Source organism: Salmonella sp. SG203 (genome assembly GCF_013350575.1).
In the GTDB taxonomy this organism is placed as follows: Bacteria; Pseudomonadota; Gammaproteobacteria; order Enterobacterales; family Enterobacteriaceae; genus Salmonella; species Salmonella enterica.
Map to the genome: position 1 here is coordinate 177,051 of NZ_SNMT01000008.1, position 24,879 is coordinate 201,929.

General features: G+C 53.0%; 29 protein-coding genes. 5 read left to right on the plus strand and 24 right to left on the minus strand.

All coding sequences use genetic code 11. The features are described from left to right. Positions 1-129: 129 nt before the first annotated feature. The 21 genes from HV477_RS13940 to HV477_RS14035 all read right to left on the minus strand — a co-directional run bounded on the left by HV477_RS13940 (position 130) and on the right by HV477_RS14035 (position 15,123). Positions 130-291 carry a hypothetical protein gene (locus tag HV477_RS13940; protein ID WP_175065112.1) on the minus strand — a complete coding sequence of 54 codons (162 nt, stop codon included), beginning with the start codon at positions 289-291 and terminating at the stop codon, positions 130-132. 35 nt (positions 292-326) lie between these two features. Beyond that, on the minus strand, positions 327-509 hold the full coding sequence (locus HV477_RS13945) for an ANR family transcriptional regulator (protein ID WP_254621669.1): 183 nt from the start codon (positions 507-509) through the stop codon (positions 327-329). Positions 510-806: 297 nt separating this feature from the next. Then, positions 807-1,706, minus strand: a complete 900-nt coding sequence (locus HV477_RS13950; RefSeq protein ID WP_175065114.1) for a hypothetical protein — start codon at positions 1,704-1,706, stop codon at positions 807-809. A gap of 115 nt (positions 1,707-1,821) precedes the next feature. Beyond that, positions 1,822-2,733 carry a hypothetical protein gene (locus HV477_RS13955; protein WP_175065115.1) on the minus strand — a complete coding sequence of 304 codons (912 nt, stop codon included), beginning with the start codon at positions 2,731-2,733 and terminating at the stop codon, positions 1,822-1,824. Between the two features lie 85 nt (positions 2,734-2,818). Beyond that, the gene (locus HV477_RS13960; RefSeq protein WP_175065116.1) at positions 2,819-4,789 is read right to left on the minus strand and encodes an ArdC-like ssDNA-binding domain-containing protein; all 1,971 of its coding nucleotides are present in this window, start codon (positions 4,787-4,789) and stop codon (positions 2,819-2,821) included. A 99-nt stretch (positions 4,790-4,888) separates the two neighbouring features. Next, positions 4,889-5,374, minus strand: coding sequence for a hypothetical protein (locus HV477_RS13965; RefSeq protein ID WP_217487789.1), 486 nt, complete (start codon positions 5,372-5,374; stop codon positions 4,889-4,891). Positions 5,375-5,452: 78 nt separating this feature from the next. Then, positions 5,453-5,740 (minus strand): hypothetical protein, encoded by a 288-nt coding sequence (locus tag HV477_RS13970; RefSeq protein ID WP_175065143.1) that lies wholly within the window; start codon positions 5,738-5,740, stop codon positions 5,453-5,455. Beyond that, entirely contained in the window at positions 5,740-6,192 is a 453-nt protein-coding gene (locus HV477_RS13975; RefSeq protein WP_254621661.1) for a hypothetical protein, read from the minus strand. The genes HV477_RS13970 and HV477_RS13975 overlap by 1 nt, the downstream gene beginning before the upstream one ends. A gap of 21 nt (positions 6,193-6,213) precedes the next feature. Beyond that, positions 6,214-6,570, minus strand: a complete 357-nt coding sequence (locus HV477_RS13980; protein WP_254621662.1) for a hypothetical protein — start codon at positions 6,568-6,570, stop codon at positions 6,214-6,216. Between the two features lie 61 nt (positions 6,571-6,631). Beyond that, positions 6,632-7,549 carry an ArdC family protein gene (locus HV477_RS13985; RefSeq protein ID WP_217487792.1) on the minus strand — a complete coding sequence of 306 codons (918 nt, stop codon included), beginning with the start codon at positions 7,547-7,549 and terminating at the stop codon, positions 6,632-6,634. A gap of 199 nt (positions 7,550-7,748) precedes the next feature. Beyond that, the gene (locus tag HV477_RS13990; RefSeq protein WP_175065118.1) at positions 7,749-8,066 is read right to left on the minus strand and encodes a hypothetical protein; all 318 of its coding nucleotides are present in this window, start codon (positions 8,064-8,066) and stop codon (positions 7,749-7,751) included. Positions 8,067-8,134: 68 nt separating this feature from the next. Continuing rightward, on the minus strand, positions 8,135-8,257 hold the full coding sequence (locus tag HV477_RS28820; protein ID WP_302675411.1) for a hypothetical protein: 123 nt from the start codon (positions 8,255-8,257) through the stop codon (positions 8,135-8,137). 114 nt (positions 8,258-8,371) lie between these two features. Next, on the minus strand, positions 8,372-8,509 hold the full coding sequence (locus HV477_RS13995; RefSeq protein ID WP_175065119.1) for a hypothetical protein: 138 nt from the start codon (positions 8,507-8,509) through the stop codon (positions 8,372-8,374). 44 nt (positions 8,510-8,553) lie between these two features. Further along, positions 8,554-8,868 (minus strand): hypothetical protein, encoded by a 315-nt coding sequence (locus HV477_RS14000; RefSeq protein WP_175065120.1) that lies wholly within the window; start codon positions 8,866-8,868, stop codon positions 8,554-8,556. A 143-nt stretch (positions 8,869-9,011) separates the two neighbouring features. After that, a complete protein-coding gene (locus HV477_RS14005) occupies positions 9,012-9,389 on the minus strand; it encodes a hypothetical protein (RefSeq protein WP_254621663.1) in 378 nt (125 codons plus the stop codon). Between the two features lie 136 nt (positions 9,390-9,525). After that, on the minus strand, positions 9,526-9,918 hold the full coding sequence (locus tag HV477_RS14010; RefSeq protein ID WP_175065121.1) for a hypothetical protein: 393 nt from the start codon (positions 9,916-9,918) through the stop codon (positions 9,526-9,528). 91 nt (positions 9,919-10,009) lie between these two features. Then, positions 10,010-10,312 (minus strand): hypothetical protein, encoded by a 303-nt coding sequence (locus tag HV477_RS14015; RefSeq protein WP_175065122.1) that lies wholly within the window; start codon positions 10,310-10,312, stop codon positions 10,010-10,012. Between the two features lie 805 nt (positions 10,313-11,117). Further along, positions 11,118-11,546 (minus strand): hypothetical protein, encoded by a 429-nt coding sequence (locus HV477_RS14020; RefSeq protein ID WP_175065123.1) that lies wholly within the window; start codon positions 11,544-11,546, stop codon positions 11,118-11,120. Positions 11,547-11,571: 25 nt separating this feature from the next. After that, positions 11,572-12,495 carry an integrase domain-containing protein gene (locus HV477_RS14025; protein WP_175065124.1) on the minus strand — a complete coding sequence of 308 codons (924 nt, stop codon included), beginning with the start codon at positions 12,493-12,495 and terminating at the stop codon, positions 11,572-11,574. A 1,260-nt stretch (positions 12,496-13,755) separates the two neighbouring features. Then, entirely contained in the window at positions 13,756-14,370 is a 615-nt protein-coding gene (locus HV477_RS14030) for a DUF2913 family protein (RefSeq protein WP_175065125.1), read from the minus strand. Positions 14,371-14,829: 459 nt separating this feature from the next. After that, positions 14,830-15,123 (minus strand): hypothetical protein, encoded by a 294-nt coding sequence (locus HV477_RS14035; protein WP_175065126.1) that lies wholly within the window; start codon positions 15,121-15,123, stop codon positions 14,830-14,832. A gap of 256 nt (positions 15,124-15,379) precedes the next feature. Between HV477_RS14035 and HV477_RS14040 the strand changes: the two genes are divergently transcribed. The 3 genes from HV477_RS14040 to HV477_RS14050 all read left to right on the plus strand — a co-directional run bounded on the left by HV477_RS14040 (position 15,380) and on the right by HV477_RS14050 (position 19,713). Continuing rightward, the gene (locus tag HV477_RS14040) at positions 15,380-15,661 is read left to right on the plus strand and encodes a PerC family transcriptional regulator (protein ID WP_175065127.1); all 282 of its coding nucleotides are present in this window, start codon (positions 15,380-15,382) and stop codon (positions 15,659-15,661) included. 411 nt (positions 15,662-16,072) lie between these two features. Beyond that, positions 16,073-18,910 (plus strand): UvrD-helicase domain-containing protein, encoded by a 2,838-nt coding sequence (locus tag HV477_RS14045; RefSeq protein ID WP_175065128.1) that lies wholly within the window; start codon positions 16,073-16,075, stop codon positions 18,908-18,910. A 230-nt stretch (positions 18,911-19,140) separates the two neighbouring features. Next, a complete protein-coding gene (locus HV477_RS14050; protein ID WP_175065129.1) occupies positions 19,141-19,713 on the plus strand; it encodes a DNA-binding protein in 573 nt (190 codons plus the stop codon). A 32-nt stretch (positions 19,714-19,745) separates the two neighbouring features. Here the strand turns inward: HV477_RS14050 and HV477_RS14055 are convergent, their stop codons facing one another. Then, complete coding sequence (locus HV477_RS14055) at positions 19,746-20,066, minus strand: hypothetical protein (protein WP_175065130.1); 321 nt, start codon at positions 20,064-20,066, stop codon at positions 19,746-19,748. A gap of 311 nt (positions 20,067-20,377) precedes the next feature. On the opposite strand from HV477_RS14055, the gene HV477_RS14060 reads away from it, so the two are divergent. Both HV477_RS14060 and HV477_RS14065 read left to right on the plus strand, forming a co-directional pair. Continuing rightward, complete coding sequence (locus HV477_RS14060) at positions 20,378-21,400, plus strand: TQO small subunit DoxD (RefSeq protein ID WP_254621664.1); 1,023 nt, start codon at positions 20,378-20,380, stop codon at positions 21,398-21,400. A gap of 409 nt (positions 21,401-21,809) precedes the next feature. After that, positions 21,810-21,959: a hypothetical protein gene (locus tag HV477_RS14065; protein ID WP_175065131.1), complete on the plus strand. Its 150-nt coding sequence runs from the start codon at positions 21,810-21,812 to the stop codon at positions 21,957-21,959. A 297-nt stretch (positions 21,960-22,256) separates the two neighbouring features. Here HV477_RS14065 and malI read toward each other — a convergent pair whose 3' ends face one another. Together malI and HV477_RS14075 are read right to left on the minus strand one after the other, a co-directional pair. Beyond that, on the minus strand, positions 22,257-23,273 hold the full coding sequence (malI, locus tag HV477_RS14070) for a Mal regulon transcriptional regulator MalI (RefSeq protein WP_175065132.1): 1,017 nt from the start codon (positions 23,271-23,273) through the stop codon (positions 22,257-22,259). Between the two features lie 80 nt (positions 23,274-23,353). Next, positions 23,354-24,853 (minus strand): PTS transporter subunit EIIC, encoded by a 1,500-nt coding sequence (locus HV477_RS14075; RefSeq protein WP_175065133.1) that lies wholly within the window; start codon positions 24,851-24,853, stop codon positions 23,354-23,356. Between the last annotated feature and the right edge of the window lie 26 nt (positions 24,854-24,879).

A 24,879-nucleotide genomic window follows, 5' to 3' on the forward strand; every position in this document is an offset into this window, starting at 1 on the left:
TGTCAGAAGATTTTGTTGTCTGCTGACACGATGAAGCTACGTATTGCAGGCAGAATGCGTACAGGGCATATTTGTAAGTTTTTATTTCATAAACAGAATGAAGGCAGCGTAATAACAGACCAGAGAGCCTTATATATCTCCGTCTGTCTGTATTTTATCTTTCGTCCGCACTCCGTAGAGCAGACTCCAGAACTGGCGGGCCAGCTTACAGCTCGCATAATCCCTGGCATAAATGTCCCCCGCCGTCATCATGCTTTTATTTTTAACCGGACGTTCCTCTTTTACTGTCATAATATCCCCTCACTGAGTGTTGTTTATTACTGACGTTAATACTGAGCATGCCGTGTAAACATACTGCTCAGGCAGAAGTCAGCCCTGAGACGACAATATTCCGCGTTAGTGTCATTTCTTGCCACGAACAGTGCCTGTTTCCATAACTCACCGGCCTGTTTAAACGCTCTCTGACGCTCCATATCTGCTGCCTGCCGGGTCATCTCCATAAATTTCATATTCACGTGGGGTTATCTCCTGTCATATTGTATTATCAGCATCGTTAACCGTCACAGCCCGGAAAATGACGCAATTAATGATTCTTAAATAAAATCATAATGAATAATGCTACCCGTGTTATTATCCCTTCCCGGTAACGCTGACGTTAAATACCCGTGCATTCAGTACACCGGATACCACTGAAAATGCTACTGCCTGCAGAAGCGAAAAATCAATTCCCTCTGGTGCCTGTGGCCGGGAAATAAAAAACCTGGCAGGGCAGCCCACCAGGTTTTGTTTTACACTGTCATACCGGATTATGCGGCCAGACGCGGTAGTTGTGCTACGGGTCGGCTGGCTGCAACGGGTTCATCAAACTGCTCACGCACCCACTCAACCGCCTGCCCCACCACGTCAACGTAGTCTTTTGCCGTCAGGTGGTCGATATCCTCCACCTCCGTGTCTCCCCGGAACGACGCCATCTGCACGCCGTTCCTGTAGAACACATTCGCCACAAACTGCACCGGCGTGAACGCGCCGTCCGCCACTTTATCCACCCAGGACACAATGTAATCCGGATCGAACTCCAGCACATCTATGGCCCCGATATCCTGTGGCATGACGCCAACTTTGATGACCCCATATTCTCCCCTGTACTCCCGGAGTACACGCGGTTCGAAGTTACAGTTCTCCACAAACCGGCTCAGCTGCCGGAAGCAGCGTTCCGTTGTCTCCCGCAACTGGCGTCCCAGCCAGGCCTCAAACCGCTGCCAGTATTTCTCCGTGGCATTAAAGGTCTTCTGCGGTATTCGCTGGTTTTCCGGTAAATCCGTCTGGCCGGTCAGGCGAAGATAGTCCTCCTCGCTGCACTGCTGTAGCGGCCGGATATCACCGTTCAGCAACTGGTCAGCCTGCCCGCTGCTGTGGGGGTGAACCCGCGGCAGCATCTCTGTAGTATTTCGCTCACGGGCCAGCGTATCCAGTCCGGTTATCCACAGCGTCAGTACCTGCCGGCAGCGTGTCACCGTGGCCTCGTCACTTTCCAGTGAACCCAGCATGGCTTCCATCACCGTCAGCATCTTCTCACGCTCAAACAGCATATACGTGTTAACGTGGTCGGACGCGACGCCCCTGAACTGCCAGGTGAAATCTTCATCCTCCAGCTCAATACCTGTCGCAGCCTGCATCTGCTGCTGTATATACCAGTCATAAATCATCGGGAAACTCCTCCTGTTCAGGAATAAAAAAAGAGGAGACTCCCGCAGGGGAAGGCTCCCCTGGTCGGGTTTACTGCTGTTTCAGTGCCTGCGTACCGGTACGGTTTACCGGCTGTCAGGCCGCCAGTTTCAGTACCGGTCTGCGCGGCACGCTCTGAACCAGCGATGTGCGCTCCCGGCGTATCCAGTCAAGCGCCTCAGTGACAGGCTCCCGCCAGTCACTGACGTGCGGATGGTCAGTATCAATAACGTCAGCATTCCGTCTGAAGACACATACCTCCGCGTCATTGCGGTAAATCACCCTGGCCTCCATACGAACCGGCGTCAGTCTGCCGGCCATAACCTCCTCCAGGTAATCCGCCACCGAAACATCGTCATACTCCATAAGATGTCCGCAGTCGCTCATATCCCGCGGCTGCATATGCAGCTCCAGCCGGCCAAACGGCAGCGTAAAGCACCGCAGTAGTCCGGGCTCCGTGTTCAGATTCCGGTACAGTCTGCTCAGTTGCAGCAGGCTGTAATCACACGCAGCAGCAAGCCGGGCGGATATCCGCATCACGAAACGGTCCCAGTACGGCAGGGTCGCCTCCAGATTCTGCCGGCTCATCTGCTCACCGGACATCAGATGCCCCTGTGCAGTCAGGCGTAAAAACGCCTCATCCGGCAGGGACAGCAGCGCCTGAGGGTCACCGGGTAATAACCGGTCCACCCGCCCGCTGAACTCTGATACCGTCCGGGGCAGAATGGTCATATCGCTCATTGACTGCGCCAGCGCGTCCAGCCCCCGTATCCACAGTGTCAGAACCTGTTCGGCATGGCGGCACTTCTCCCGCTGCTGCGGGTTCTGTGCCGTCACCTCATCAAGTAAAAACTGCATCACCGCCAGCAGGCGGTCACGGTGCAGCACCATGTCAGTGTTAACGTAATCGGTGTCCCGGTCGTCCACGCGGAAGAAGATTTCCTCCGCCTGTACATCCAGTCCCAGAAACGTCATAAACTGCCGCTGAATATAAATACTTTCCGGCATGTTCATTACTCCTGGTTAAGGACAGGAGTTCCCCGCAGGGAAAACCCCTGTCGGGTGAGTGAAAAAATAACGTTACCCTGCGCTGTCACGCCGCATGCTGTCTGCTTTCGCGTTCAGTCTGCTGCCGGTGCAGCTTCAGGTCCCACAGGCCCAGCCGGTATGCCGGCGTCGCCATCTCCCGCGTAATCTCCATTGTCAGGCTGTTACCGATGGAGACCACTGCGGGAATATGCATCAGCGTGAGCTGGATGTAACACAGCATCGCCGCCAGCGGGTCAATATCCGTACAGTAAGCAAGCATCTGCTTCTGCGGGTTATAACCTGCCTCCAGCATGGCTTCCGCTGTCGCCACAATCATGCCTCCCGCGCCGCAGGCCGGGTCGCAGACCGTAATATATTCCCTGCTGCCGTTCTTCAGCTCCGGCAGCCTGTCCGCCATGTTCAGTCTGGCCATCGTGTAGCTCAGGCTGTAAGGCGTGAAATACTGTCCGAGATACTGATTTCCCAGTTCCAGCGTCATCAGCAACTGACCCAGAAAATCCGTCGGGCTGAATTCCAGCCCGTCAGTAACGGCAGCCAGCAGACCGGACATCCGGACCGCGTCCTCTTTCGAATAGCGTTTAACCCGGCGCAGGTAGTCCGCCTCAACCGTGGGGTCACGGTGGACAGCGTTATACAACGCAGCCGCCGCCATGTGCGCAAAATCACTGAACACCTGCCAGCGGTTTTCATGCGGAGCAATACTGTTAAACAGACTGACAAACTCCTGTATATGCGGGTTTGTCTTCCCCCGGCGGGCAGCCCAGGGCAGCGCCACCACATTGTCATCCGGTTCGTCCGGACCGTCATCGTTGGCTGCTTCCCCGCCCTCTTCCGCCACCGGTGGTGGCAGAAGAGGCAGTGCGGCCGTTGACGACCTGCTGGTTGTTTCTGCATCACTGTTTTCCCCGTACCGGCGAAGGCAGCACAGCAGCTCAGGCCGGGTCTCCGCCAGCGCCAGCAGTTCACTGTCCGGACTGAGTTCTTCCGCAAACAGCGCCCGCTGGGCCAGGTCAGTCCGTTCCCACCGGTATATTCTGGCCAGCGCGTTGACCGCCATCAGCGGCGTGATGCCGCTGTCGATATGCCGTTGCGCCAGCACCCGGCTGGTCAGCAAAGTCTCTTCCGGCGCCAGGCCGTAGTGATGTGAGAGAAGAAACGCGGCCATCTTCAGCCAGGTGTCCACCTCACTCATCACGGGTCTTCGCGCCAGAAGCCATTCTGCTGCCCTGCGGGCATCATCCGCGGCACGGAACAGCTGCCAGGGGTCAGCCTGCAGAGCGTCACCGTCAGGTTGTCCGCAATGCGATGTTTCCCGGTTGTCCGGCAGTCCCAGACGGGCAGCAAGGAACGCCGTCCCGATATCCGTGACCAGTGCTTCATACACACTGTCGGTACGTTCGTCGACCGTCAGTCCGTACCGGCTCAGCCGTTGCGGGTGACCGGATGCCTGCACCAGAAGACGAAGCATCTCATTCCCGTATGTCATGCTGCTTTCTGTACCATATGACCTGCCGTCATACTGCACCGGAGCCAGCTCAATACGGTCATGCAGCGGCCGGTACACCGGCTCAGCGCCCTCACGGAACACCACCGGTACGCCGCTGGCGGTCACCAGTCGCGAAATGACGCCATGGTTCGCCGCCGGTTGTGGAGGTAAGGGCCAGCCCGCCTGCAGTGCGTCGGGGAGTCCCTCGCACTGAGCCAGGTTAATCACCTTCATCAGGGACAGTGCCGGCCGGTAACGCACCAGCGTCACGGGCTTCTGCCCCGGCATCACCGTCCCGCCCGTCAGGCGGAGGTCATCACCGGTGAGCCACCGGTTACAGTTCAGCGAATACCGCTGCATCGCCTGCCATAACAGCAGGACATTAATCCCCGTGAACGGTTGTCCGGTAACGGCATGTTCCGGGACAGTTGCCGGATGCCCCTGCCAGGGCAGACCAGCGGTATCATGGTTATTCAGAAGCCGTCCGGTAATAAACCGGGCGATATCATCAGGGGTGTGTTTCTGCATCGCACTCTCCTTAAGGTAATAAAAAGGGAGAGCGCCCCCGCAGGGAAGACTCTCCCTGCGGGAACTGAACGGCCGGATATCAGCCGCCAGTCAGTATTGTCAGTTCATCAGTCTGCCGGCCAGTGCCGCCAGTTTTCCCGGCAGCGCCAGCAGTTCATGGCCGGCCTGCAGCGCCTGTTCCGGATGAAAATACCCGTACAGCACCACGCCCGTCACCACACCGGTCACGGCCATCGCGGCCAGCAACCGGTTACGTACCCGGCGGAAATACGCCTCCTTCTGCTGTACCTGCAGATGCAGGTACAGCCCCAGGGTCTGCAGCTCCGCGAAACGGTTAAACTCTTCCCGGCGCATGGCCTCACAGGCAATGTCGTAACGCTCCAGCTCTGCCGGATGGTTACGGGCAAGGAAGCTCCGGTAACCGCCGTTACGCATGGTGTGATAGTGGTTATCAAACTGCTCCTGCAGCCAGCGGTTAAACTCGCTGCGGGTACGCTGAAACACTTCCGGCTCGCTCACCTGTTTCGTTACCGGCACAGGGACAACAGAAGCCACAGTTTTTGTTTCAGGGCGTGTGTTACTCATTCAGAACTCCTTGCAGTAAAAAAGTGGCGGAGTTCCCCTGCGGGTTTCCCCGCCAGGGTGAGTGAAAAAAGTTAAGGGTTAACGCGCCATTGATACCGTTATCCGGTCCGGTTCGCGCGTCACCTGCAGGTCACGCCACAGCGGCGTGTCCGGACTGCCGTCCGGTGGCAGACAGAAGTAACCGAAGGTCACCACGCTGTCGCACTTACGGGCCTGTGTCAGGGCTTTCGCCGCATGGTAAACCAGCCGCTGCAGCCGCTCCGTCTCGCAGACCGGCGCCGGTGAATAACGCACCATCTGTTGCCAGACATCGTCGCCAATCACCACCGCAGGCAGCGGGTTCGTCAGCAGCGCTTCGGCGTTCATCACGCCGCCTCCCGGCCTGAGCCGGAAGCCTGCGCGCCGTTCACCACGACCGGCAGCGGCACTGCCGGCGACGGGTTACGGTTGTGACGCCGGCGGTAACGCCCGCCCAGAAAGCGCAGCAGCATCTGCTCCGCCGACCGGGAGGCCTCGCTGTGGTCAGTAAAGTAACGCTCTCCGTAATACGGGTCAGCGCTTTCCTCGCCGAAGTACAGCAGTTCCACGCCGGGGCGAAGGTTCTCCCCCTGTTTCACCACCACGGCCCGCCCGCAGAACTGCGGGTCGTCCGCCAGCAGCCAGCGCCCGGCATACACCGTTCGCGGCCGCAGTACGGTCATCTTCGTCTGTCTTCGCCGGTACAGCGCCGACAGTCCGTGGTACATCGCCAGCCCCAGCCAGCGAACCAGATACCACAGGTTCCTCAGTATGAACTTCAGGACTTTCAGGTACATCATTCTCTCCTCAGTCAGTTCCGCCTACAGAAACCGGAACGCCAGCAGCAGAAGGCCCAGCATGACGGTGCCGGCCAGTTTCAGCAGCAGCGTCATGGCGGTCAGCTTTATCAGCGCTTCACGGTCACGGAAGTAACATTCCTCCCGGACCAGCTGGCGGATACGGTCTTCCTGTTGCGGGGTTAGTGGATCACCGACACGGACGTCCTCGCAGATATCCGTACGGGTGGCGTGACGGCCACGGTGTCGTCCCCGGGCCGGAAAAGGGTGAATACCGGACATGGTTCTCCTGTCTGAAAAAACGGGAGCCTGCCCCTGACGGGGCATCGCCCCGTGAAGTGAATAACAGCCCGGCAGGATACCGGGCAGACGTGTATACAATCCTCCCTGCAGATAATGTGCGGGAGCCCCGGCGGGCTTCCCCGCACGGGTTAACGTTACATCATGCCGCCGAACGGATGTTCAGCGGCGCCAGCAGATATTCCGCAGCCTCTCTTGCCTTACTGCAGGCACGGAACAGCGCTTTTTTGTCGGCCTTCAGCACCCGCAGCCAGCCATCAATATAGCTGTCATGCTGCACCTCACCGTATATACCCAGTTGCGCGCACAGAAATGCGCTGCCGGTCTCGGCAATCAGCTCTTCCAGGGCATACGCATCATCCCCTTTCTTATGGGGAGCGCTGATACCCTCCCGGTCAAGCCGTTTACGGTGCCCGGTACTGTGTACCATTTCGTGTAACAGCGTGGACCAGTAGTCCGCCTCTGAGTCAAACTGCGACGTCAGGGGCATGACTATCCGGTCCGCCGCCGGGGTGTAGTACGCCCGGTCCTGGAAACGGGGCTCCAGTTGTACACCGGTCGCCTCCAGCATCGTCTGAACATCCGCCAGACGTTCGGGGGAAACCACGGCGTAATCTTCACCCGGTCGTCCGGTACCGTCATCCGGCTGCATATGTGCAGGCAGACCGTCACACTGCGCCACGTTAAAAAGATTAAGCTGGCGCAGCATGGGGACGGTCTCCCTCAGCGGATTACCACCGGCATCGTACAGCCTGTTACCGTGTTCATCCTCTGCCGGTTTTGTCCAGTCCTTATAGATAACCGCGAGACTGCCGGTTTCACCCTTACGGACCTGACCTCCGGCTTCCTGCGCCTGACGGTACGTCAGCCAGAGGTTGCCGGCATAACCGCCGTCAACGGCGGCCATCCACAGCAGCAGCACATTCACTCCGCTGTAGCAGCGCCCCGTCAGGGCATTCGACGGTAAGCCCCCCGTACAGACCTGTCCCGTACTCTGCCACGGCCTGCGCCAGGGTGCAGTCCCCTGCTCAAGCGCGGCAACAATACGGTCAGTCACCATCTGATAAACATCAGCATGCGCCGTCTTTCCGGATGAACCTTTTTTATGTTTTTTCACGGGGAACTCCTCATACTAAAGGCGCACCCCGGCTGTGACGCGGCAGGGTAACGCCACGTCACGATGGTTCCGGTACCGCCGCCAGGCGACAGTCCGGAATATAAGGTTAAAATTCACCGGCAATCACTTACCGGAACCAGGGTCAGTCTGCCGTTACCGGCGCTTCAACACTGAGGCGACGGTAAATCAGCTCACCCTCCGGAGTTCTCGTCACAGACAGGTCCGGTTTATATGTGCCGGGCGTGTTATCTTCCGGCGCGATCCGTTCAATATACTGACCACCAGGCTCCATAAGCTCTGCGGCGGTCACCACTTTGTTCCGGTCGGTGATATTCCAGAAATCACTGACCAGACGGGTGGTCTCGTCCTGACTGAAGTCAGCGGGAACTGCCACCACTTCTGAAAATTCAACCCGCACAATCTGATGCACAATAATCAGTCTGGTATTATGTTCACTCATCCTGGTCTCTCCGTATGGTTCAACCGGGATACCCTGCCGGGGCTTATCCCGGTCAGGGTATGGTTATGTTATGCAGCCCGGCGCGCAGCATTGCGCAACGCCTGGCGTAACGGACGGTACTGCCATCCGCGGTTCGTATGGTATTTCACCATCCAGCAACTGCCGTCATACAGGTAGTCATACCCGATCATTCTGTCAGACTCCCCCTCCGAAGCCTCCGCGTCCGGATACACCCGCGCAGCGGTCTCATCAGCAGGGCAGCCGGCATCACGCGTCAGTACACCGTCACGCCCTCAAAACCGGCATCAGACTTCCAGCCGGTTCTCATGGTAAATCTGTCTGCGCTCGCCCGGAGAGTGCCGGGCTTCAGCAAACAGTTCCTTCAGCTCATGGCGGATGCCGGAGAACGCACGTCTCAGCGTCTCCGCTGAGCGGAAGAACATGTCACAGTAACATGCGTCGTTCTCTGTCAGCGTCACGCTGATTTTTATACGCCACAGGTAAAACCCGTTGTCAGCGTTGCTGAATCAAACCCCTGGCTGGCAGGGAGTCTGATGCTGTAGTTAACGCCCCCGGTCGGATGCATACGATGCCTGAAGAAATGGAAATACCCTTTCCGGAACCCGAACATCCGGACTTCGCGTGTCTCCATGTACTGCCATGCCTCGCCAAAATGCTCAGCGACGGTTGGCTGTGATAATGTCCGGTTCGCTTTATGCTCCCCGAGCGCATTCCACATCAGATGCCATTCATTGCAGTCCCGGTGGACAAGTGTGATGGCGTTAAATGAGTTTGTAGTCATACGAGGGTTCCTCTCCTGAAAAAATATAAAGAAGGAGATAACCATCCCCTGTGAGGGAGGTTTCTCCCGTCACGGGTTGTTAAACAGCAACGTGCGATACACGCGCATGTAAAACCAGGTTCAGGCTGCCAGCCGGATGTCGGTCAGTTGTATATCCAGCCATCCGCGCCGGCTTCATAAATGGTCCGGTCAGCCCGCGAATCATACAGCCCCTGCTTCACTGCCTGCTCCCAGACCGGGGCGCATAACGCTCGTCCCATCCGGTTCAGCGTGTCCAGCAGTTCCTCTCCGGCTGCTGTCAGGGGCGCGATGGTGCCCGCCTCCAGACCGTCCAGAAATTCACCGCAGGCCATGCCACTGTTGTAAACTGAGCATTCAAAAACCGGTTCTTCATCAGCCCCATCGTACGGCGGATAAAGACCGGCGCTCTGAAACGCCCGGATACTCAGCAGCTCACTCTCAAGCAGACATAACCAGCAAAAGGCGTCTGTCGCGGTATTCAGTGTCGTCATCATCAGCATGTTATCTCTCTGAAAATGTGGAGAGATAACACCCCCGGGGAGTGTTATCCCTCCGGGATGGTTAAAAAGTGTAATGCCTGTCCTGCCAGGAAGAAATTCTCCCCAGGGTTCATTCATCGCCGACGGTTACGCCAGCTCATATGTCATAATCGCAGGCATCCCGGTAACCGTTGCCACGGCTTTCGCACCAGAATCCTTCCCCAGTACAGGAGCCCCGACGCTCCAGTTCGTGAGTCATCCACGCCGGCCAGCGGGACGGCAGACCATGGGAAATCGCGCATCCCAGACGGTACGCAGCATTACGCAGGATACGTTCTGCTGTCTGTTCCGCTGCGGAAATACCGTCACCGGTATAACGCGATTTAAGCCTGAAAAGTTCACCTGCCAGCCGGATATCGGCGGCAACATGCTCCATCAGAAGCGCATCTTCCGCCATCTGACGCAGCCAGATTTTGAATGCACTCTGCGATGGCAGAAGCACCATCAACATATGTAAAATCCGAAAAATCACATTAAACAGAAAAGTCATGGGTTTTCTCCTTCATCTGAAATCAAACGGAGAAAACCTTCTCCCGTGACGGAAGCGTTTTCTCCCGCAGGGACAATAGTGATGTGAACAGTCAGGCCATTTCCCAGGCATAGCGCAGATGCGCCAGCTGGCAGGCCTGATGGTGCGCCACGCTCATGGCGTGACGGAAGGTGTCGTACGTACCGCAGTTCATCGCCTTTTCATAAGAAAAGGTCAGAACGGTGTATCCCGTACGTTTACAAACGTGTGCACGGAATCTGCCATTTTCATCTTCGCGCACCACAGCCCGGAAGCTGAGGTAACCCGTATGATTGGCAATCCAGTCACCCGATGTACAGGTATCATGAGGCAGCAGCCGATATAAGACTCTGCTCAGTACAGTGATGAGTCGCATGGTTTTCTCCGAAAAAAAGACGGAGAAAACCTTCACCGGTTGCGGGGGAAGTTTTCCCCGCAAGGGCTGGTATATAAAGATTACAGTCTGAAAACACCGGAACCGTAACACGGCAACGCTGTGCCGGATGTAAGAAGATATCTTAATCGCAGTAAACTTCACTGCGACAGCCGTTTCCAAAGATTAAAGGGCTGTACCGTCCGAAGACGCCACCTCTCAGGCTACGGTGGCATTGGTGTGCGGTTACCCGAAGGCGTCTCTCTCAAACCGCTGAAACATTGGTGTGCGATCACCCGAAGGCGTTTCTCTCAGACCGCTAAAACATTGGTGTGCGATCACCCGAAGGCGTTCCTCTCAGATCACAGGAACATTGGTGCGTTGCATAAGCAACGTAGTAACATTCTGATGATAACCAGACAGCAGGCAAAAATTCAAGACGTACAGTGATGTTTTTTTGTGCGATCCAGAAATCGCCGCAGCCCCGTATCATTACCGTAAACTATCGTCACCGTTTTCTGCTTTACCGGATACGGGGCTGCGGGGACGAACGGGAATAAAACAACCGCGCCCCGGACTGCCGGATCCAGACTATCAACCCCAAAATCGCTGCAGCGTCGTATGCCCGTTTCCTGACAGATCGTTATTTTATAACCCCGTGGCATACGACGCTGCAGGGTCATCCGGATTATTTACCCGCCACTGACTGTCCCTATTTTATAAACAAAAAACCGCTGCTGTACTCCTGATATGAGTACAGCAGCGGGTGTAATACGTACCATCAATTTTTCAACAGTCCGGTAAATCATTATTTATGTACAATCAGTTCCCCTTTCCCGTCAAATAAATCACCGAACTGTCTTTCCACTATTTTCTTAACATTAGCTGAACCATAATCCGGATCATATTCACCGGTATCAAGTTCACTGACCAGTTCCGGAATCACCGGTATTATACACTCTCCTGTTTTCAGTTCAGGAACATTAACGGGTGGTATCACGCTTATAATACCGCCCATTTCCGACACTTTGCCTTTACGGATAAAGAAATCGTCGTTATTCTCATTAAAAAACACATCACCAAAATAACGATATATCATTTCACACGTATCCAGTTCAGTCAGCGGCGTTTCACAGACGAATTTTAAAAGAACCTCATCGTATCCGTTTTCAGGTAAATCAGCGCTCTCACGGATGTATTCCAGTGATTCAATATTCATTAAAATGCAATGCGCCATATAACACTCCTTATTTTAAATAAAATCATTCATCATCAGTATCTGTATTTCTGAAATAAACCTGTTTCACATATCGTCCCCTCCCGTCACCATGACCTAAATCCATTGACACCTGCGCATATATTTCACGCTCCGTATATCCTTTATTTTCATAAAAACTTCTGGCTTCCTGTGAAAAATGATAGCGCATACTGTGAGGGGCTTTTTCTCCCGTCAGGCCGGCACGACGTAAGTAATAACGGTACGTGTCGATCGCCTTTCTGATATCCGGACGGTCAATCAGTTTCCCGTTATTTTTCTTCATGACGTTTTCAGCATAGCTGATTGCCCGCCCTACGGCATCCCTGTCCACAATAACGGTATTACGGGGCCGGCCGCCTTTCGTACCGAAAACAACCCGTAAAGAATTCTGACCTGTTTCTATTGCACGTTTCCACGTTATTACGGATTTACATGACTCCACCGCTTCCTTATTTCTTAATCCCAGCGTATAAGAAAGCAGCATGGCTGCCGCCACGCCCCGATTATTTTTTTCAACTTCCTTAAATGCTTTATGAAACTCTTCCGGACTTAACGGTAATTTTGTCCCCGCCCTGCTGCTTTCTTCCAGTCCGAGCGCTTTATTACTCAGCAACGGATTATCCGGGTCAGCCAGTTTATAACGACCTGCCTTATTTAAAGCGCCCCGGATGGCCGAACGTTCATTCTGGATCGTCCGCACGGAAATACCCTGTTCTTTCCTGAATTGAAGATACCCGACGATATGACGGGTTTTTATACTGTCCGTATGACGCAGTTTAATCCCGTTTTCACGAAGGTAATTCAGAAAGTATCCGGCAATACGCATACTGTCAGCTGCCGTGGCGTAGCTTCTGCCCGCATCCCGGGCCAGTGTGATAAAATCCCGCCTGAACTGTTCAACTTTTGAACGTGCTGATTTATTCTTCATACTCCATCCTGCCTGAGTTCTGCTGAAAAAAAGACACACCTGCCCGTCAGCGCATTCCGTCCGGTCTGAACACCTTTTCGTGCTCCTGATGGAATGAACTGTCATAACGCATTAAAAATGTTAGTTTTTCGTCGTCACAGACGTTCCCTGCGTGTCGGTGCGTTCGCCTTCCTGGCTCGTCTGATATTGTGTAGCAGGGTAACGCTATGTTGAGTTTTTACAGGAGTTCAACCAGTACGCAGTACGGTGAATTTAACTCCCCGTCAGTTATGACCGACGCCTCAATATCATGACGAAATAAATCCTCCATTAATCATTACGTTAAGTTTCATTTCCGGAACCTTAACTGGCGGTTAAATAATGGCCCTGAGCGGCCGTCCGTGATAAACGGACGCGACGGGCGTGGTAAAAGACGTTCCTGCAAAGTATTTCGCTGACTGCTCTCCACGAGTTAATGTCCGTTTTTGACAGGCCGTGAAATCAGGAAATACGTATTACAGACGTTTGCCGCTTCGCGGCGTCACTTGGTACTCGTTTCACTCGTACGCAAGTGACGCCGCGCATGCTCAGACTGGTCGTTGCATGGTCCGGAAGATGCCCCAAATGTTGTGACGCTCGTCAACGTTTTCAGACGTTGAACGAAGCTCACGCCAGATGTGGCATACCCGTACATGCAGGAGTTTGTCTGAGCAGGCAGCTCAAAAAGTAAAAAGTCAGGAAACACGGACGTAATCCGTTCCTGATTAAGAATGGACACTAACCTTCGGTAAAACAGTATGTTAACCATTCGCCGAAAAGACAGTGCTCTGTCGTGTATCTGAAGCTGAAAACCTCAGTACAGCATCCCCGTTGCGCCCGGGGAAAGATTCGTTCTCTTCTCCCGTACATCGTAACAGGAGACTGGCGTAACACCCGCAGGTGATTCTTTACGCAAAAGTTTAAGATATCTTAACCGCAGTAAATCTCACTGCGACAGCCGTTTCCAAAGATTAAAGGGCTGTACCGTCCGAAGACGCCACCTCTCAGGCTACGGTGGCATTGGTGTGCGGTTACCCGAAGGCGTCTCTCTCAAACCGCTGAAACATTGGTGCGCAGTCACCCGAAGGCGTCTCTCTCAGACTGCTGAAACATTGGTGTGCGATCACCCGAAGGCGTTCCTCTCAGATCACAGGAACATTGGTGAGAAGCATCAGCTTCTGTAAAACAGGGTAATGTTAGATCAACCCTTCTGTTCAGATCAACTCCGATCATCAAAAAATTTTATCGCGCTCCCGTTCCGGTAACTGGCTCCGGCTGCAGATAAAAATAATATCGCCCCTCACCCTGACATCCTGTTCTGACCGGAAGATAATTATCCTCAAATATCTTCGCCGCCATTTTTATATCGCCGCAGACCCGCATTTTCAGCGCACGAATCAGCCGGCCATTAAGGTCAAAACTGATTTTTACTGCACTCTCATCCATGAAGATTAAATTCTCATCATCACCGAAAATTTCACGCTTCAGTATCTTCCATTTCGCCGGCGTCAGCAGATATCCCTTCCAGTCCGCGTTCTTCAGTATTTCCATTACCCGGGTAAAACGAAAATAATCAGCCTGGCCGCTGATATCTTTCTGACAGGTGGAATAAATATACTCCAGCTTTATCCTCAGTCCTGAATGATGTCCTTTCAGTCTGCCGTCATTTATCAGCCAGTCCATTTCTGATGAAACCGTACGTGGGAAAATTTTCCTTTTTTTAGCCGTTGCCAGCCAGTTCATAATAAAAAGATGCTCAGACAGTTCAGACGTTATTCTTCCGTCACGCCGGGCCATTTTTATGGCAACCAGTGCGCTCCATGAAAAAGATCCTAAAATTTCAGTTCTGTCTTTCATTTTTCACCCCGGCTCATTAACCAGAATAAAACAGGTCTCAGTCATTGATAATGTAACTGGTTAAAAATTGATGTTACACATCTCAACGAGTTATTTATTTTCATCCCCGGACTGCCTCCACTTTCTTCTCACTTCTTTTCCCGGCATTCGCCCGAAACTGTATTCACTAAACGTATCTTCATCCCTGAAATATCCATACCCGCGTTTAATAAACACACCCCGATGCAATTTCAGACAGGATATCACATCACTTAAGTCAGACTCAGGAATTATCATATTAAGTCGCTTATGCACCATTCTGAGAAGCTCATGTTTAAATATTCCCGGATTTTCACATATCAGGGACCAGACCAGGTCGGATAAACCAGGAACCACTGTTCTGCTCATAAACACCTCAGTTATTTTTACCAGGTATGACTATTTCAGTGCCGGAAAACCGTATCTGATTACCGGTCATTATCATCGGTGCTTCTCAGTTTTACTGCCCTTCGGCTGATATTCCTCCGGAAGATGAATCACCGAAAAATACTTCACCTGCCTCGCCCCCTTCGCGGTATGCTCATATTTTCCGAGCAGTTCGCAGCGTATTCCGTCTGTCCTTCTCATTATTCCGTGAATAACAAGACGCGCCGTGTGAATATGCAGCCTGAAGCGTTTCGCCACTTCTTTTGCCGTCACGCCCCTGCCCTGTTCATACACCCAGCGGGCCGTCTTCCTTTCCAGTATTTCCTGTTCAGCCTGGTTTAACGCCAAATCTTATTCCCCCTTTTTTATGGCTTTCTGTCATATGCAGCCGGGAATAATCAAGCAGAGTATTGCATTTATCTTTCTGAGAGTGACAGCATTTCTCTGTTGCGGTGCCTTCCTTCTCCCGTTCATCTGACCACCGGTCGGGGTATATACGGGCAGAAGCACATTTGTTCGTGTGTGGTTCGGTACCGCAACATCTTCCTTTGTTACCGGTTATGATGCAGTACACCGCCGGGTAAACGCCCCGGGGAAAATGGCAATGATTCACGACGAAAAAGCAGAAGAACTGGAACAGGCCGGGTTATACCGTCGCGCAGCTGCACGCTGGCTCACCGTTCTGGACGGATGCCGTGACGAAGACTCCCGTGAATGGGCTGCCCGGCAACGACTGCGGTGTCTTCAGCAGGCTGAAACTCCGCGTCCCGTCACCGATACCTTCGGCGATGTCCGCCAGGCCGCCACCGCACTGCAGAAAAAAATGGGACTCTGGCAGCCTGAAGGGAATGCCTTCAGAGCCGTCAAAAAACCCCCGCCACGCTGACCGTCCGGAAAAACCTGAATGCGTGAAAAATAAACTTGCACTTTTCAGGCTGCATTGCACAGAATTTTACCGTTGCGTCTGAGTGGTCAGGCTGTTTTTCGTCCATTATATACTCCTTTGTCCGATGGTTATTGTGCCAGGTTCGTGTGTGCCGGGCTTTTTTTTGAGCCCGGTATCCTGCCTGCCGGCATCACAACCGACCTGTCGGTGAGTGCTGGTCTTATCTTTTGTAGCATGTTGTAGTGGTATTATTGACAATACTACATACAAAACCCACTGAACAGATGATGAAAGCCACCGACGCCCCTGCATCCCTGCTGCACTGAAAAAAACACGTCGCTCAATCTCTCCGGCATTCGTTGCATGATATATATAGCCGTTGCCCTGTATACTCTATCAAGAGGAGATGCCATGCGAGTCCTGATTTATCAGACACTGACCCTGTCAGACATTCCCGGGTTTGAACGCTTTTCCCGCGCCATTGAACAGGATGATTTCCGGGCCGCGGATGCCCGAAAAATTGACACTAATCTTTACCGGGCCCGCCTGGGACGAAGAGCCCGCCTGCTTTTTTCCCTGTATCGTTATCGCCAGGAAGTTTACTGTCTGGTACTGGAATACCTTCCCGACCACCGTTACGAAAAATCCCGCTTTTTGCACAAGTCCGTGACTGTCGATGAGGATAAATGTTCTCCCCTGAATGATGGCGATATCTCCGGCTCGCCGGAACTGCCTTATGTCAACCCCAGGAACCCGCGCTTCATTATTCAGGACAAGATAATCTCATTTGACGATGACCAGCAGGCCATCTGTGACACGCCGCCCCCGCTGGTGATTACCGGTCCTGCCGGTAGCGGGAAAACCGCACTTATCCTGGAGAAAATGAAACTGGCCGGCTCCTCCGCGCTCTACGTCAGCTTCTCTCCCTGGCTTGTCAGCAGCGCCCGTAACCTTTATTACGCCGGCAGAAACGAAGACGATGACCGGCTGGTGACGTTTCTTACTTTTCGTGAGTTCCTTGAAAGTCTGCATATTCCACCAGGGAGGGAGGTTACCACCGCTGAATTTGAACGCTGGTTCTCCCGCCGTTGCAGGGGAACCCCTTTTCGTAACGCACACGCCATGCTGGAAGAGTTCAGGGGGGTACTGACGGCTTCGGTGAGTACCGCTCCGGCCCTCAGCCAGGAAGAATATATGGCTCTCGGACTCCGCCAGTCCATTTTCCCGCCGGAGCAGCGGGTCGCCGTTTATGCGTTGTTTGAACGTTACTGTGCCTGGCTTAAAGAAGAAAACCTCTATGACCTGAATCTGTTAAGCCACCAGTACCTTGAGCGGGTCACCCCGGCGTATGACTTTCTGCTGATTGATGAGGTCCAGGATATGACTGCGGTGCAGATCCACCTGCTGCTGCAGAGTCTGACAACGCCGGGCGCTTTTCTGCTCTGCGGTGACGCCAATCAGATTGTGCACCCTAATTTCTTTTCCTGGTCTGCGCTCAAGACCCTGTTCTTCGAACACAGGGGGCTGATGAGCGGGGATTATCTGCGGGTACTGAATACAGGCTACCGGAATGCGCCTCAAATCACCCGTCTGGCCGGGCAGTTGCTGAAACTGAAACAGTGTCGTTTTGGCGCCATCGATCGGGAGAGTTACTGGCATCCGGAAAGTCGTTCCGTACAGCAGGGTGATATCATTCTGTTGCCCGATACTGAGGCTGTCCGACGGCAGTTCAATGAAAAAACCGGTCGTTCCGTTCGCCATGCGGTGATAGTGATGCACGCAGAACAGAAACCGGTTGCCAGACGTATTTTTTCCACCCCGCTGGTCTTTTCTGTTCAGGAAGCAAAGGGGCTGGAGTATGAAAACGTGATACTGTTCAACATGGTCAGCGATGAGAGCCGCATGTTCCGTGATATCTGTGGCAATATGACGCCGGCGGATTTACAGCAGCCCGGTAAATATTCGCGGGGGAAAGATAAACGCGATCGCTCCCTGGAGCTGTACAAGTTTTACATTAACGCCCTCTATGTGGCGATGACCCGGGCAACCCGTAACGTGTACCTGCTGGAATCAGACCCTCATCATCCACTTTTCTCCCTGCTGGAGCTTCGGGATCGTGTTCAGGAAGACATCCGGGAAGAAGTGTCTTCCCGCGAAGCCTGGCAGCAACAGGCACACCAGTTACAGATGCAGGGTAAAGAGGAGCAGGCCAGAACCATTCTTGATGAAGTCCTGCAGCAAAAGACGGTTCCCTGGGAAGTCACTTCAGTAGAAGGCTACCGGGCGCTGTGTTCTCAGGAGATAACCGATAAAAACCGGTTGCTGTTCCTGATGGAGTATTCCGTTATCTATAATTTCTTTCCCCGGCTGAACCGGCTGTGGCTGGCGGACTTTAAACCTGCCCGCCAGTCTCCGGAAAAAGCAGCCCGGCAACTGGAGCAAAAATATTATCGTGCCCACGGTATGCGTAACCCGGTGTCAGTTCTGCGGGATACTGACCAGTACGGTGTCGACCATCGTAATCCGTTTAACCTGACGCCACTGATGATGGCCGTTCGTGCCGGTAACCCGGGACTGGCTGAAATATTACTGAAAAATGGCGCAGACATCACGCTGACGGGCAGCGACGGCCTGACGGCGTGGCACACCGTACTGTGGATGACCGTCAGTGACGTCCGTTTTTCCCGCCAGAAATGCGCAGCGCTGTACCCGATGGTCTGTCCATCCGCCATGGCGGTTCAGACTGATGGCCGTCTGAAAGTTATTGACTGCCACCACCCCACCTTTTTCCTGCTGAACCTGATGACAGCGCTGTTTTACTCACGGCTCGGGGAAGAGCTGTCAGTCTGGAATGCCTATACCGCGAAATCACTTGCCGACGGATGCCGGTGCTTTCCCCCGGGTATCCTCCCTCCACACCGGCAGCAGCAGAAATATATCAGCAGTCTGTTGTCCCGCCATGAGGCCGGTCGTGATGCGCCGGACAGCTGGCATCTGTTCCTGCGGCTGCGCCACGGTAACTACATCATTAATCCCCGGCTTCATCTGCGCTGCGGGGACAAATGGGTGGCGGTATATGATTTACTGGGGCTTACTGAGCTGGGCTATGATATCCGTAAAATGTCGTATCTGACACAGGTAAACTGGAAAAGCGTTTACCACATCAATATACAGCAACTGGCGGCCCGCCGGCAGGAAAATATTGACATACAGATGACCCGTGCGCTCGAAAAAGCAAAGCTCAGTTGATAATTATCAGGACGCACTCTCCTGTGCCGGAGGTATCCCCCGTCAAGCCCCGTCACACTGCAGATATGATGTTTCTTTGCGCATACAGAACCGGCAGCCATCGTGCCGGTTTAACCGTCCCGGTATTTCGTCTCATATGCTTATGTTGCAGATTTGTTTCTATTTTTTATTGTAGCATGTTGTAATAGAATTATTGATACTACAACATACAAAAAGAAATAAATCACACTATGGCAATCACAGAAGAACAGATTATGCGGGCCGCCGACGAGCTCGACCAGGAGGGACAGAACCCCACCCTGGCCCGGGTGCGGAAAAAACTGGGCGGCGGCAGCTTCACCACCATCAGCGAGGTCATGATTGAGTGGCGGGCGCAGAAAGCACGTTCCGTTCCTGCGCATGAACCTCCCCCGCAGGCTCTCACCGACAGACTGGCCGTGTTCGGGGATGATATCTGGGCACTGGCGCTCGAAATGGCTGACGCCGGTTTTGCCGGAGAACGGGAGGCACTGGAAAAATCCCGCCTTGAAACGGAAACGGCCCGCGCTGAGGCAGCGGCTCTCGCCGACCAGCTCGCCAGTGAGCTGGAGGAGTCCCGCAGCCTCATCAGTTCACTGCAGGAAAAACTGGCCGCAGCGGAAAAAGAAACGGCAGCAGTGGCACATGAGCGAAATGAAGCGCAACGGGAAACGACAGAACTACGGGAACAGATAGCTTCACTGCGCGGAGAACTTCAGGCCGTCACGCTCTGTCATCAGGAAATCGTGGCCGCTATTAAACAAAAAACCAGCCCGGCTCAGTAAGCGGGGCTGGCGTCATCATTCCCTTATTATGGTCACACTGGCGATGAGGTGTGACTGCACGGTGAGGCCAGGTATGTCTGTTGCCCCTGCTCAGGACGTGCGCTGTTATTCAGGAACAGTTCGCCGTTCTTATAGAGAAATGGCATAAAGTGGCCGGTATCATCAAACCCTTTGACAAAACCGCAGACTACCCTGCTTCCCTCGCTGTCCGTCATCCGGTACACATTCCAGAGCGTCACGGCTTCCGTTCCCGTGTTCGCTTTTTGCATGGACATCTGTATGTCGCGGAGATAATCCGCATGTGCTGCCGTTACGGCCAGCATACCCGCCAGAACACACAGTATTTTCTTCACTCAGTCCCTCCTCTGCCACATGTCGCTGATTGATTCGCCCAAATCATACACCAGACTCCGCACTACAATGTAGTGCCGCATTAATGCCCAATGTGCGTTTGTTGACATCAGTAACCTGCATCTTATAGTTTTTTAAATTGTCAGTTTATGTAAACAGCGTAACTGACGATATAACATTTCATACCGGTTCCTGTTTCCGGCGTCTGTCACACCTGGCCGGGTATCCTGTCCCGGGCACATAACGCATATAGGCAAAGATGTCAGCATCCATTATGGTTAAACTCAGGGAGCCTGCAGACCGGTTCATGGTTATGTCCATGGGACTGCTCTCCGTCAGGGTTATTCAGGGCTTTATCTACTGGGGAGGCGGCTCAAGACGCTTTATCTACGGAACACAGAAGATTGACCCACATTCCGCACACTGGATGGCAAACAAGTTCCAGACCGCCATGCCGGGTGCCCTGCTGGGGCTGGAGCATGTGATTTCCTTCATGCTTCAGCACTTCTGGTTGCTGTATGCCGGTATCATTATTTTCAGTGCCGCCGAGTTCCTTGTTGGCGCATTTCTGATGATTGGCCTTTTCACCCGAATATCAGCTTTTATCTCAATGGTATTCTCCGTCCTGCTTATGCTGATGTTTGGCTGGCAGGGGGCGACCTGTATTGATGAATGGACCATGGCTGCCTGCAATCTGGCAATGGGGGCAACCATATTCCTCTGTGGCTCTCCGCACTATGCCGTCGATAATATCCTTCTGAGAAAGAATCCTTCATGGGAAAAAAGCTGGCTGTTCCGCTGGTGCGGCGGTTCCCTTCCGGTTCCGTTGAATGACGGTGGTTATAAAAAGCTGGCATTGTGGACATTGCTCTTTGTTGTTGTCTTTGATATTGGCACCTATCATCATTATCGCGGTTCCGTCGTCACCTGGTTCCATTCAGGTCCCGTCAGTCCGACTAAACATCATATTTCACTGGACAACGGCGTGCTTAACGCGGATGGTTCCGTTTCATTCCATGCCTATCTGGATGCCGGTACCCCGGAAGCACCTGTGAATATAATGGATGCCTGGCTCATCAACAGTCAGGGGGAGAAAGTTTTCCACTGGGATACCAGAATGTTGTCTGCCGTTCCGGCTGCAAATTTCCGTAATGACTACGACTACAATAAATTTAAGCCCGCACTGTATGGCATTGAAGGCGAAGTGGGGGCGAAGGCGACCATCGCGTTACCTGCCACAGCAGAACCACTGAAGGATGATATGCCGTTGACACTCCGACTGGTCGATTCCCGCGGCGCTGAATTCAGCATCATACTGAAAGAGAAGACGGAATAAAACTGTACAAAGGTATTCTTCCGGATGTTATGGAAGGATGCCCTTGTTACACGGTGTCAGAAAATAGCCAGGCCATTCAGCTCAAGCATCCAGGCAAACCATATTCCACCCATAACGGATACCGCTAGCCAGGAAAACACAGAAACCAGTGGATTCATGTTACTCCCTCCGTTAAAAAAGTCCCCGGCTCCGGGAAGAGACCGGGGGAACAAACTGGAATAATAAAAGTTATGTGGGCAATGCCAGCCTCACGAACCATCGCGGGAAAATGAGGCAACAGGAACGATAATCATTTTCATATGAGGTTATCAACAGGGAAAACGTGTGGGTATTGTCCTTTACCATACAGGTAGCCTGTAGAGGCTGGTACCTCCCCCTCTGAATTGCATCAGCAACTTCCTGACCGCAGATGGCGACACAACTGTGGGTACCTTTACTGGAAGAATCGCTGATGTCTGAGATTAGCCATCTGGTTCTGGAGGTAAACCGGTTACGGTATCTGGCATATCAGAAAGAACAACTGGCTTCAGCGATTTTTAAAAGAGAAATCACTGATTAATCACTGAATATTATGTTAACCGGGGCTCTTTGCCGCCCCGCACCCCGCAGGCTCCCCGCCTACCGTATGCCGGAAGTGATCATGACCGCCAGTCGCTACATAAAACGTGCCGCCATAACGGTATCGGGGAGCTCCTGTCTTTCCTCACCGCGGGGGCTAGTTTCATTCTTATAGTCCGGCCCACCTCATTGCGTACCGATACATTCTGTCAGAGATACCAGAATTCGCTGTGTCGTTGTCGCCTTCAAAAATAAAATACACGTCTGATAAAATCAGGGGCGGGTATTAGGCGGGAAACTACGCAGACTCCCGTACTAACAGACTCCCTGATAATGTGATTTTTTGCGGTTGCATCCCCGGTTCTTTCAGTTTGCGAATTATCAGTGTTGCCGCCTGACGGCCGGTTTCTTCACTGGCTGATGAAACGCAGGTAAACGACGGGGATGTCAGATTCATACAGACTATATCCTCGAAACCAACCAGCGCCACCTGCTGTGTCAGAAATACGTCTTTACCCACTGTTCGTCCTACCTGGTGAATACCTGTAGTACAACCAATCATTACATCCGGTGAATGGCAAAGAAGAGCTGTGATGGTGTTATTTTTTTCCAGCAACTGACGAGTAATAACTGCTGCTGAACTGGTGTCATCGTTACAGGAAGGCGTTAACTCTTCACGCCAGGCCATTCCGTACTGCTTCAGTACACTGTGAAATCCTGACAGTCTCTGCTGACGAATCAAGTCCTTAGCCCCACCACCAATATAGGCAATGTTACGGTGCCCTTTCTCAATCAGATAACGCACAGCAAGACTTGCCGCCTGACGGTTATCACGAATTACCAGATCCCCGCTATCATCAACCGGCGATTGCGATATAACAACCCGGGGAAGCGAACACTGACGAATCTTTTCCGGCAAACATGAAATGGTGGAGTCTGCAGCCAGATAAATCATTCCAGCAACACCATGCTGCTTAAACGACAAAAGACAACGTTCCAGATGCTCCTCCTCATTCAGAGGCTGGGTGATAAACACCATGTATCCAAGCTTTTCCAGTTCCTGAACCACACTGGCCATCACTTTAATGGAAAAGCTGTCACTGAAATCTCGCAGGATAAGACCTATCAGATTGGAAGTGCTGGAACGCAGGTTGGCGGCTGCCACGTTATGCACATAACCCAGTGTTTCAATTGCCGCGTGGACTTTACCGATAGTTGCGGCGGAAATCTTCCCTTTCTGGCGAAGAACCAAAGAAACCGTGGAAACCGAAACACCTGCCTGCTTCGCCACATCAATAATGCTGACTTTCTTCAAATCTGCTCCCTAAAACGCTCCGCTATCAGTCAGATAATTAACGTCCCCCGCCGGATCAGGAGACGTTAAGCCTATTCTGACTATTTACCGATCATTGTCGACATGGTTTGTGCGATAAATTGTGCACGCGCACCAAATATAACCTGAATTCCCCTGTCACCGACGAAGACGACGCCGCGTGCTCCAACTGCGTTCAGCCCGTCTTTATCGACCAGATCTCCCTTTGTCACCTCAAGACGCAGGCGGGTAATGCAGGAAGCAACGGAGTCAATATTCTTCGCACCGCCCAGCAGGCCAATAATTTCCGTGGCGATTTCAGTATCGGTTTTCCCTTCGGCGGTGGTGGTCACGTCGGTACGGCCCGGTGTTTTCACGTCGAAACGGCGGATCACGTAGCGGAAGGTGAAGTAGTAGAAAAGCGCCATCGGGATCCCGATAATCACCGCGCTAAGGAAATTGGTCTGATAGCCGTTGAACGACGGCAGGATCCCGAACGACAGGTAATCGATGAATCCGGCAGAGAACGACTTGGCGATATGTGCATGCAGCAGGTACATGGTCATATACGCCAGACCGGCCATGATGGCATTAAAGACGTAAAGGACAGGAGCGACAAAGATGAAGGTAAACTCCACCGGCTCGGTTATCCCGGTTAAAAAGCAGGTCAGCGCCGCGGAGAACAGAATACCGGCGGCAATCTTTTTGTTTTTGCTGTGTGCTTCGTGATACATCGCCAGACACGCAGCCGGAAGGGCGAACAGCATCAGCGGGAATTCCCCCTGCATGAACTTACCGGCGTTCTGATAAGTATCGCTGCTGAAGGATTTAACGCCTTCTTCCAGCATTTTGAACCAGATAGTCTGATCACCGTGGATAACCTGACCCGCATGGGTGGTGTAGTCGCCGAAGGAGTACCAGAACGACGGATACCAGATATGATGCAGACCGAGCGGGATGAGCGCACGTTCCACCAGGCCGAAAATAAAGGTTGAAGCCGCCTGGTTATCACCATTGACCACAACAGAAAGCGCATCGATACCGGCCTGAATATGCTGCCAGATATAAGGCAACAGCAGGCCCATGATGAACGACAACATGGCGGTAGCAATAGCGACAAAACGTTTACCGGAGAAGAAGCCGAGGAACTCCGGCAACTGCATGGCATGGAAGCGGTTATAGCACCACGCGGCGAGGATCCCACAGATAAGCCCACCAAACACGCCCATCTGCAGGGTTGGAATACCCACCACCATGGCGTATTTTCCGCCCTGAGAAGCCATCTCCGGCGTTATCCCGAGCACGGTGCTAATGGTGATATTGGTGACAAATACCGACACCGCTGCCGAAAGCGCCGCGATACCGGATTCCGACGCCAGACCCACCGCTGAACCAATGGCAAAAAGCATCGGTAAATTATCGAATATCACCCCTCCGGCATTCATCATTAATGGCAGATGAAATTTATCTCCAAAGGCCAGTAGCAGACCTGCTGCGGGCAGTAATGAGATAGGCAACATTAATGCGCGACCAATCATAGACAGTTTAGACAACGACTTAACAAGACCTGATATCAGACTCATGCTGATCCCCTGTATAAAAACCCATC

What these genes read in the sequence shown, in the direction of transcription:
- HV477_RS14030 (WP_175065125.1), bottom strand. Translation starts at nt 14,370, where the DNA reads ATGAAAGACAGAACTGAAATTTTAGGATCTTTTTCATGGAGCGCACTG.
- HV477_RS13950 (WP_175065114.1), bottom strand. Translation starts at nt 1,706, where the DNA reads ATGATTTATGACTGGTATATACAGCAGCAGATGCAGGCTGCGACAGGT.
- HV477_RS14065 (WP_175065131.1), top strand. Translation starts at nt 21,810, where the DNA reads ATGGCGACACAACTGTGGGTACCTTTACTGGAAGAATCGCTGATGTCT.
- HV477_RS14025 (WP_175065124.1), bottom strand. Translation starts at nt 12,495, where the DNA reads ATGAAGAATAAATCAGCACGTTCAAAAGTTGAACAGTTCAGGCGGGAT.
- HV477_RS28820 (WP_302675411.1), bottom strand. Translation starts at nt 8,257, where the DNA reads ATGATCGGGTATGACTACCTGTATGACGGCAGTTGCTGGATGGTGAAA.
- HV477_RS13960 (WP_175065116.1), bottom strand. Translation starts at nt 4,789, where the DNA reads ATGCAGAAACACACCCCTGATGATATCGCCCGGTTTATTACCGGACGG.
- HV477_RS13945 (WP_254621669.1), bottom strand. Translation starts at nt 509, where the DNA reads ATGAAATTTATGGAGATGACCCGGCAGGCAGCAGATATGGAGCGTCAG.
- HV477_RS14050 (WP_175065129.1), top strand. Translation starts at nt 19,141, where the DNA reads ATGGCAATCACAGAAGAACAGATTATGCGGGCCGCCGACGAGCTCGAC.
- HV477_RS14045 (WP_175065128.1), top strand. Translation starts at nt 16,073, where the DNA reads ATGCGAGTCCTGATTTATCAGACACTGACCCTGTCAGACATTCCCGGG.
- HV477_RS13940 (WP_175065112.1), bottom strand. Translation starts at nt 291, where the DNA reads ATGACAGTAAAAGAGGAACGTCCGGTTAAAAATAAAAGCATGATGACG.
- HV477_RS14005 (WP_254621663.1), bottom strand. Translation starts at nt 9,389, where the DNA reads ATGCTGATGATGACGACACTGAATACCGCGACAGACGCCTTTTGCTGG.
- HV477_RS13975 (WP_254621661.1), bottom strand. Translation starts at nt 6,192, where the DNA reads ATGATGTACCTGAAAGTCCTGAAGTTCATACTGAGGAACCTGTGGTAT.
- HV477_RS13985 (WP_217487792.1), bottom strand. Translation starts at nt 7,549, where the DNA reads ATGGTGACTGACCGTATTGTTGCCGCGCTTGAGCAGGGGACTGCACCC.
- HV477_RS13970 (WP_175065143.1), bottom strand. Translation starts at nt 5,740, where the DNA reads ATGAACGCCGAAGCGCTGCTGACGAACCCGCTGCCTGCGGTGGTGATT.
- HV477_RS13955 (WP_175065115.1), bottom strand. Translation starts at nt 2,733, where the DNA reads ATGCCGGAAAGTATTTATATTCAGCGGCAGTTTATGACGTTTCTGGGA.
- HV477_RS13995 (WP_175065119.1), bottom strand. Translation starts at nt 8,509, where the DNA reads ATGTTCTTCCGCTCAGCGGAGACGCTGAGACGTGCGTTCTCCGGCATC.
- HV477_RS14060 (WP_254621664.1), top strand. Translation starts at nt 20,378, where the DNA reads ATGTCCATGGGACTGCTCTCCGTCAGGGTTATTCAGGGCTTTATCTAC.
- HV477_RS14040 (WP_175065127.1), top strand. Translation starts at nt 15,380, where the DNA reads ATGATTCACGACGAAAAAGCAGAAGAACTGGAACAGGCCGGGTTATAC.
- HV477_RS14020 (WP_175065123.1), bottom strand. Translation starts at nt 11,546, where the DNA reads ATGGCGCATTGCATTTTAATGAATATTGAATCACTGGAATACATCCGT.
- HV477_RS13965 (WP_217487789.1), bottom strand. Translation starts at nt 5,374, where the DNA reads ATGAGTAACACACGCCCTGAAACAAAAACTGTGGCTTCTGTTGTCCCT.
- HV477_RS14000 (WP_175065120.1), bottom strand. Translation starts at nt 8,868, where the DNA reads ATGACTACAAACTCATTTAACGCCATCACACTTGTCCACCGGGACTGC.
- HV477_RS14075 (WP_175065133.1), bottom strand. Translation starts at nt 24,853, where the DNA reads ATGAGTCTGATATCAGGTCTTGTTAAGTCGTTGTCTAAACTGTCTATG.
- HV477_RS14010 (WP_175065121.1), bottom strand. Translation starts at nt 9,918, where the DNA reads ATGACTTTTCTGTTTAATGTGATTTTTCGGATTTTACATATGTTGATG.
- HV477_RS14015 (WP_175065122.1), bottom strand. Translation starts at nt 10,312, where the DNA reads ATGCGACTCATCACTGTACTGAGCAGAGTCTTATATCGGCTGCTGCCT.
- HV477_RS13990 (WP_175065118.1), bottom strand. Translation starts at nt 8,066, where the DNA reads ATGAGTGAACATAATACCAGACTGATTATTGTGCATCAGATTGTGCGG.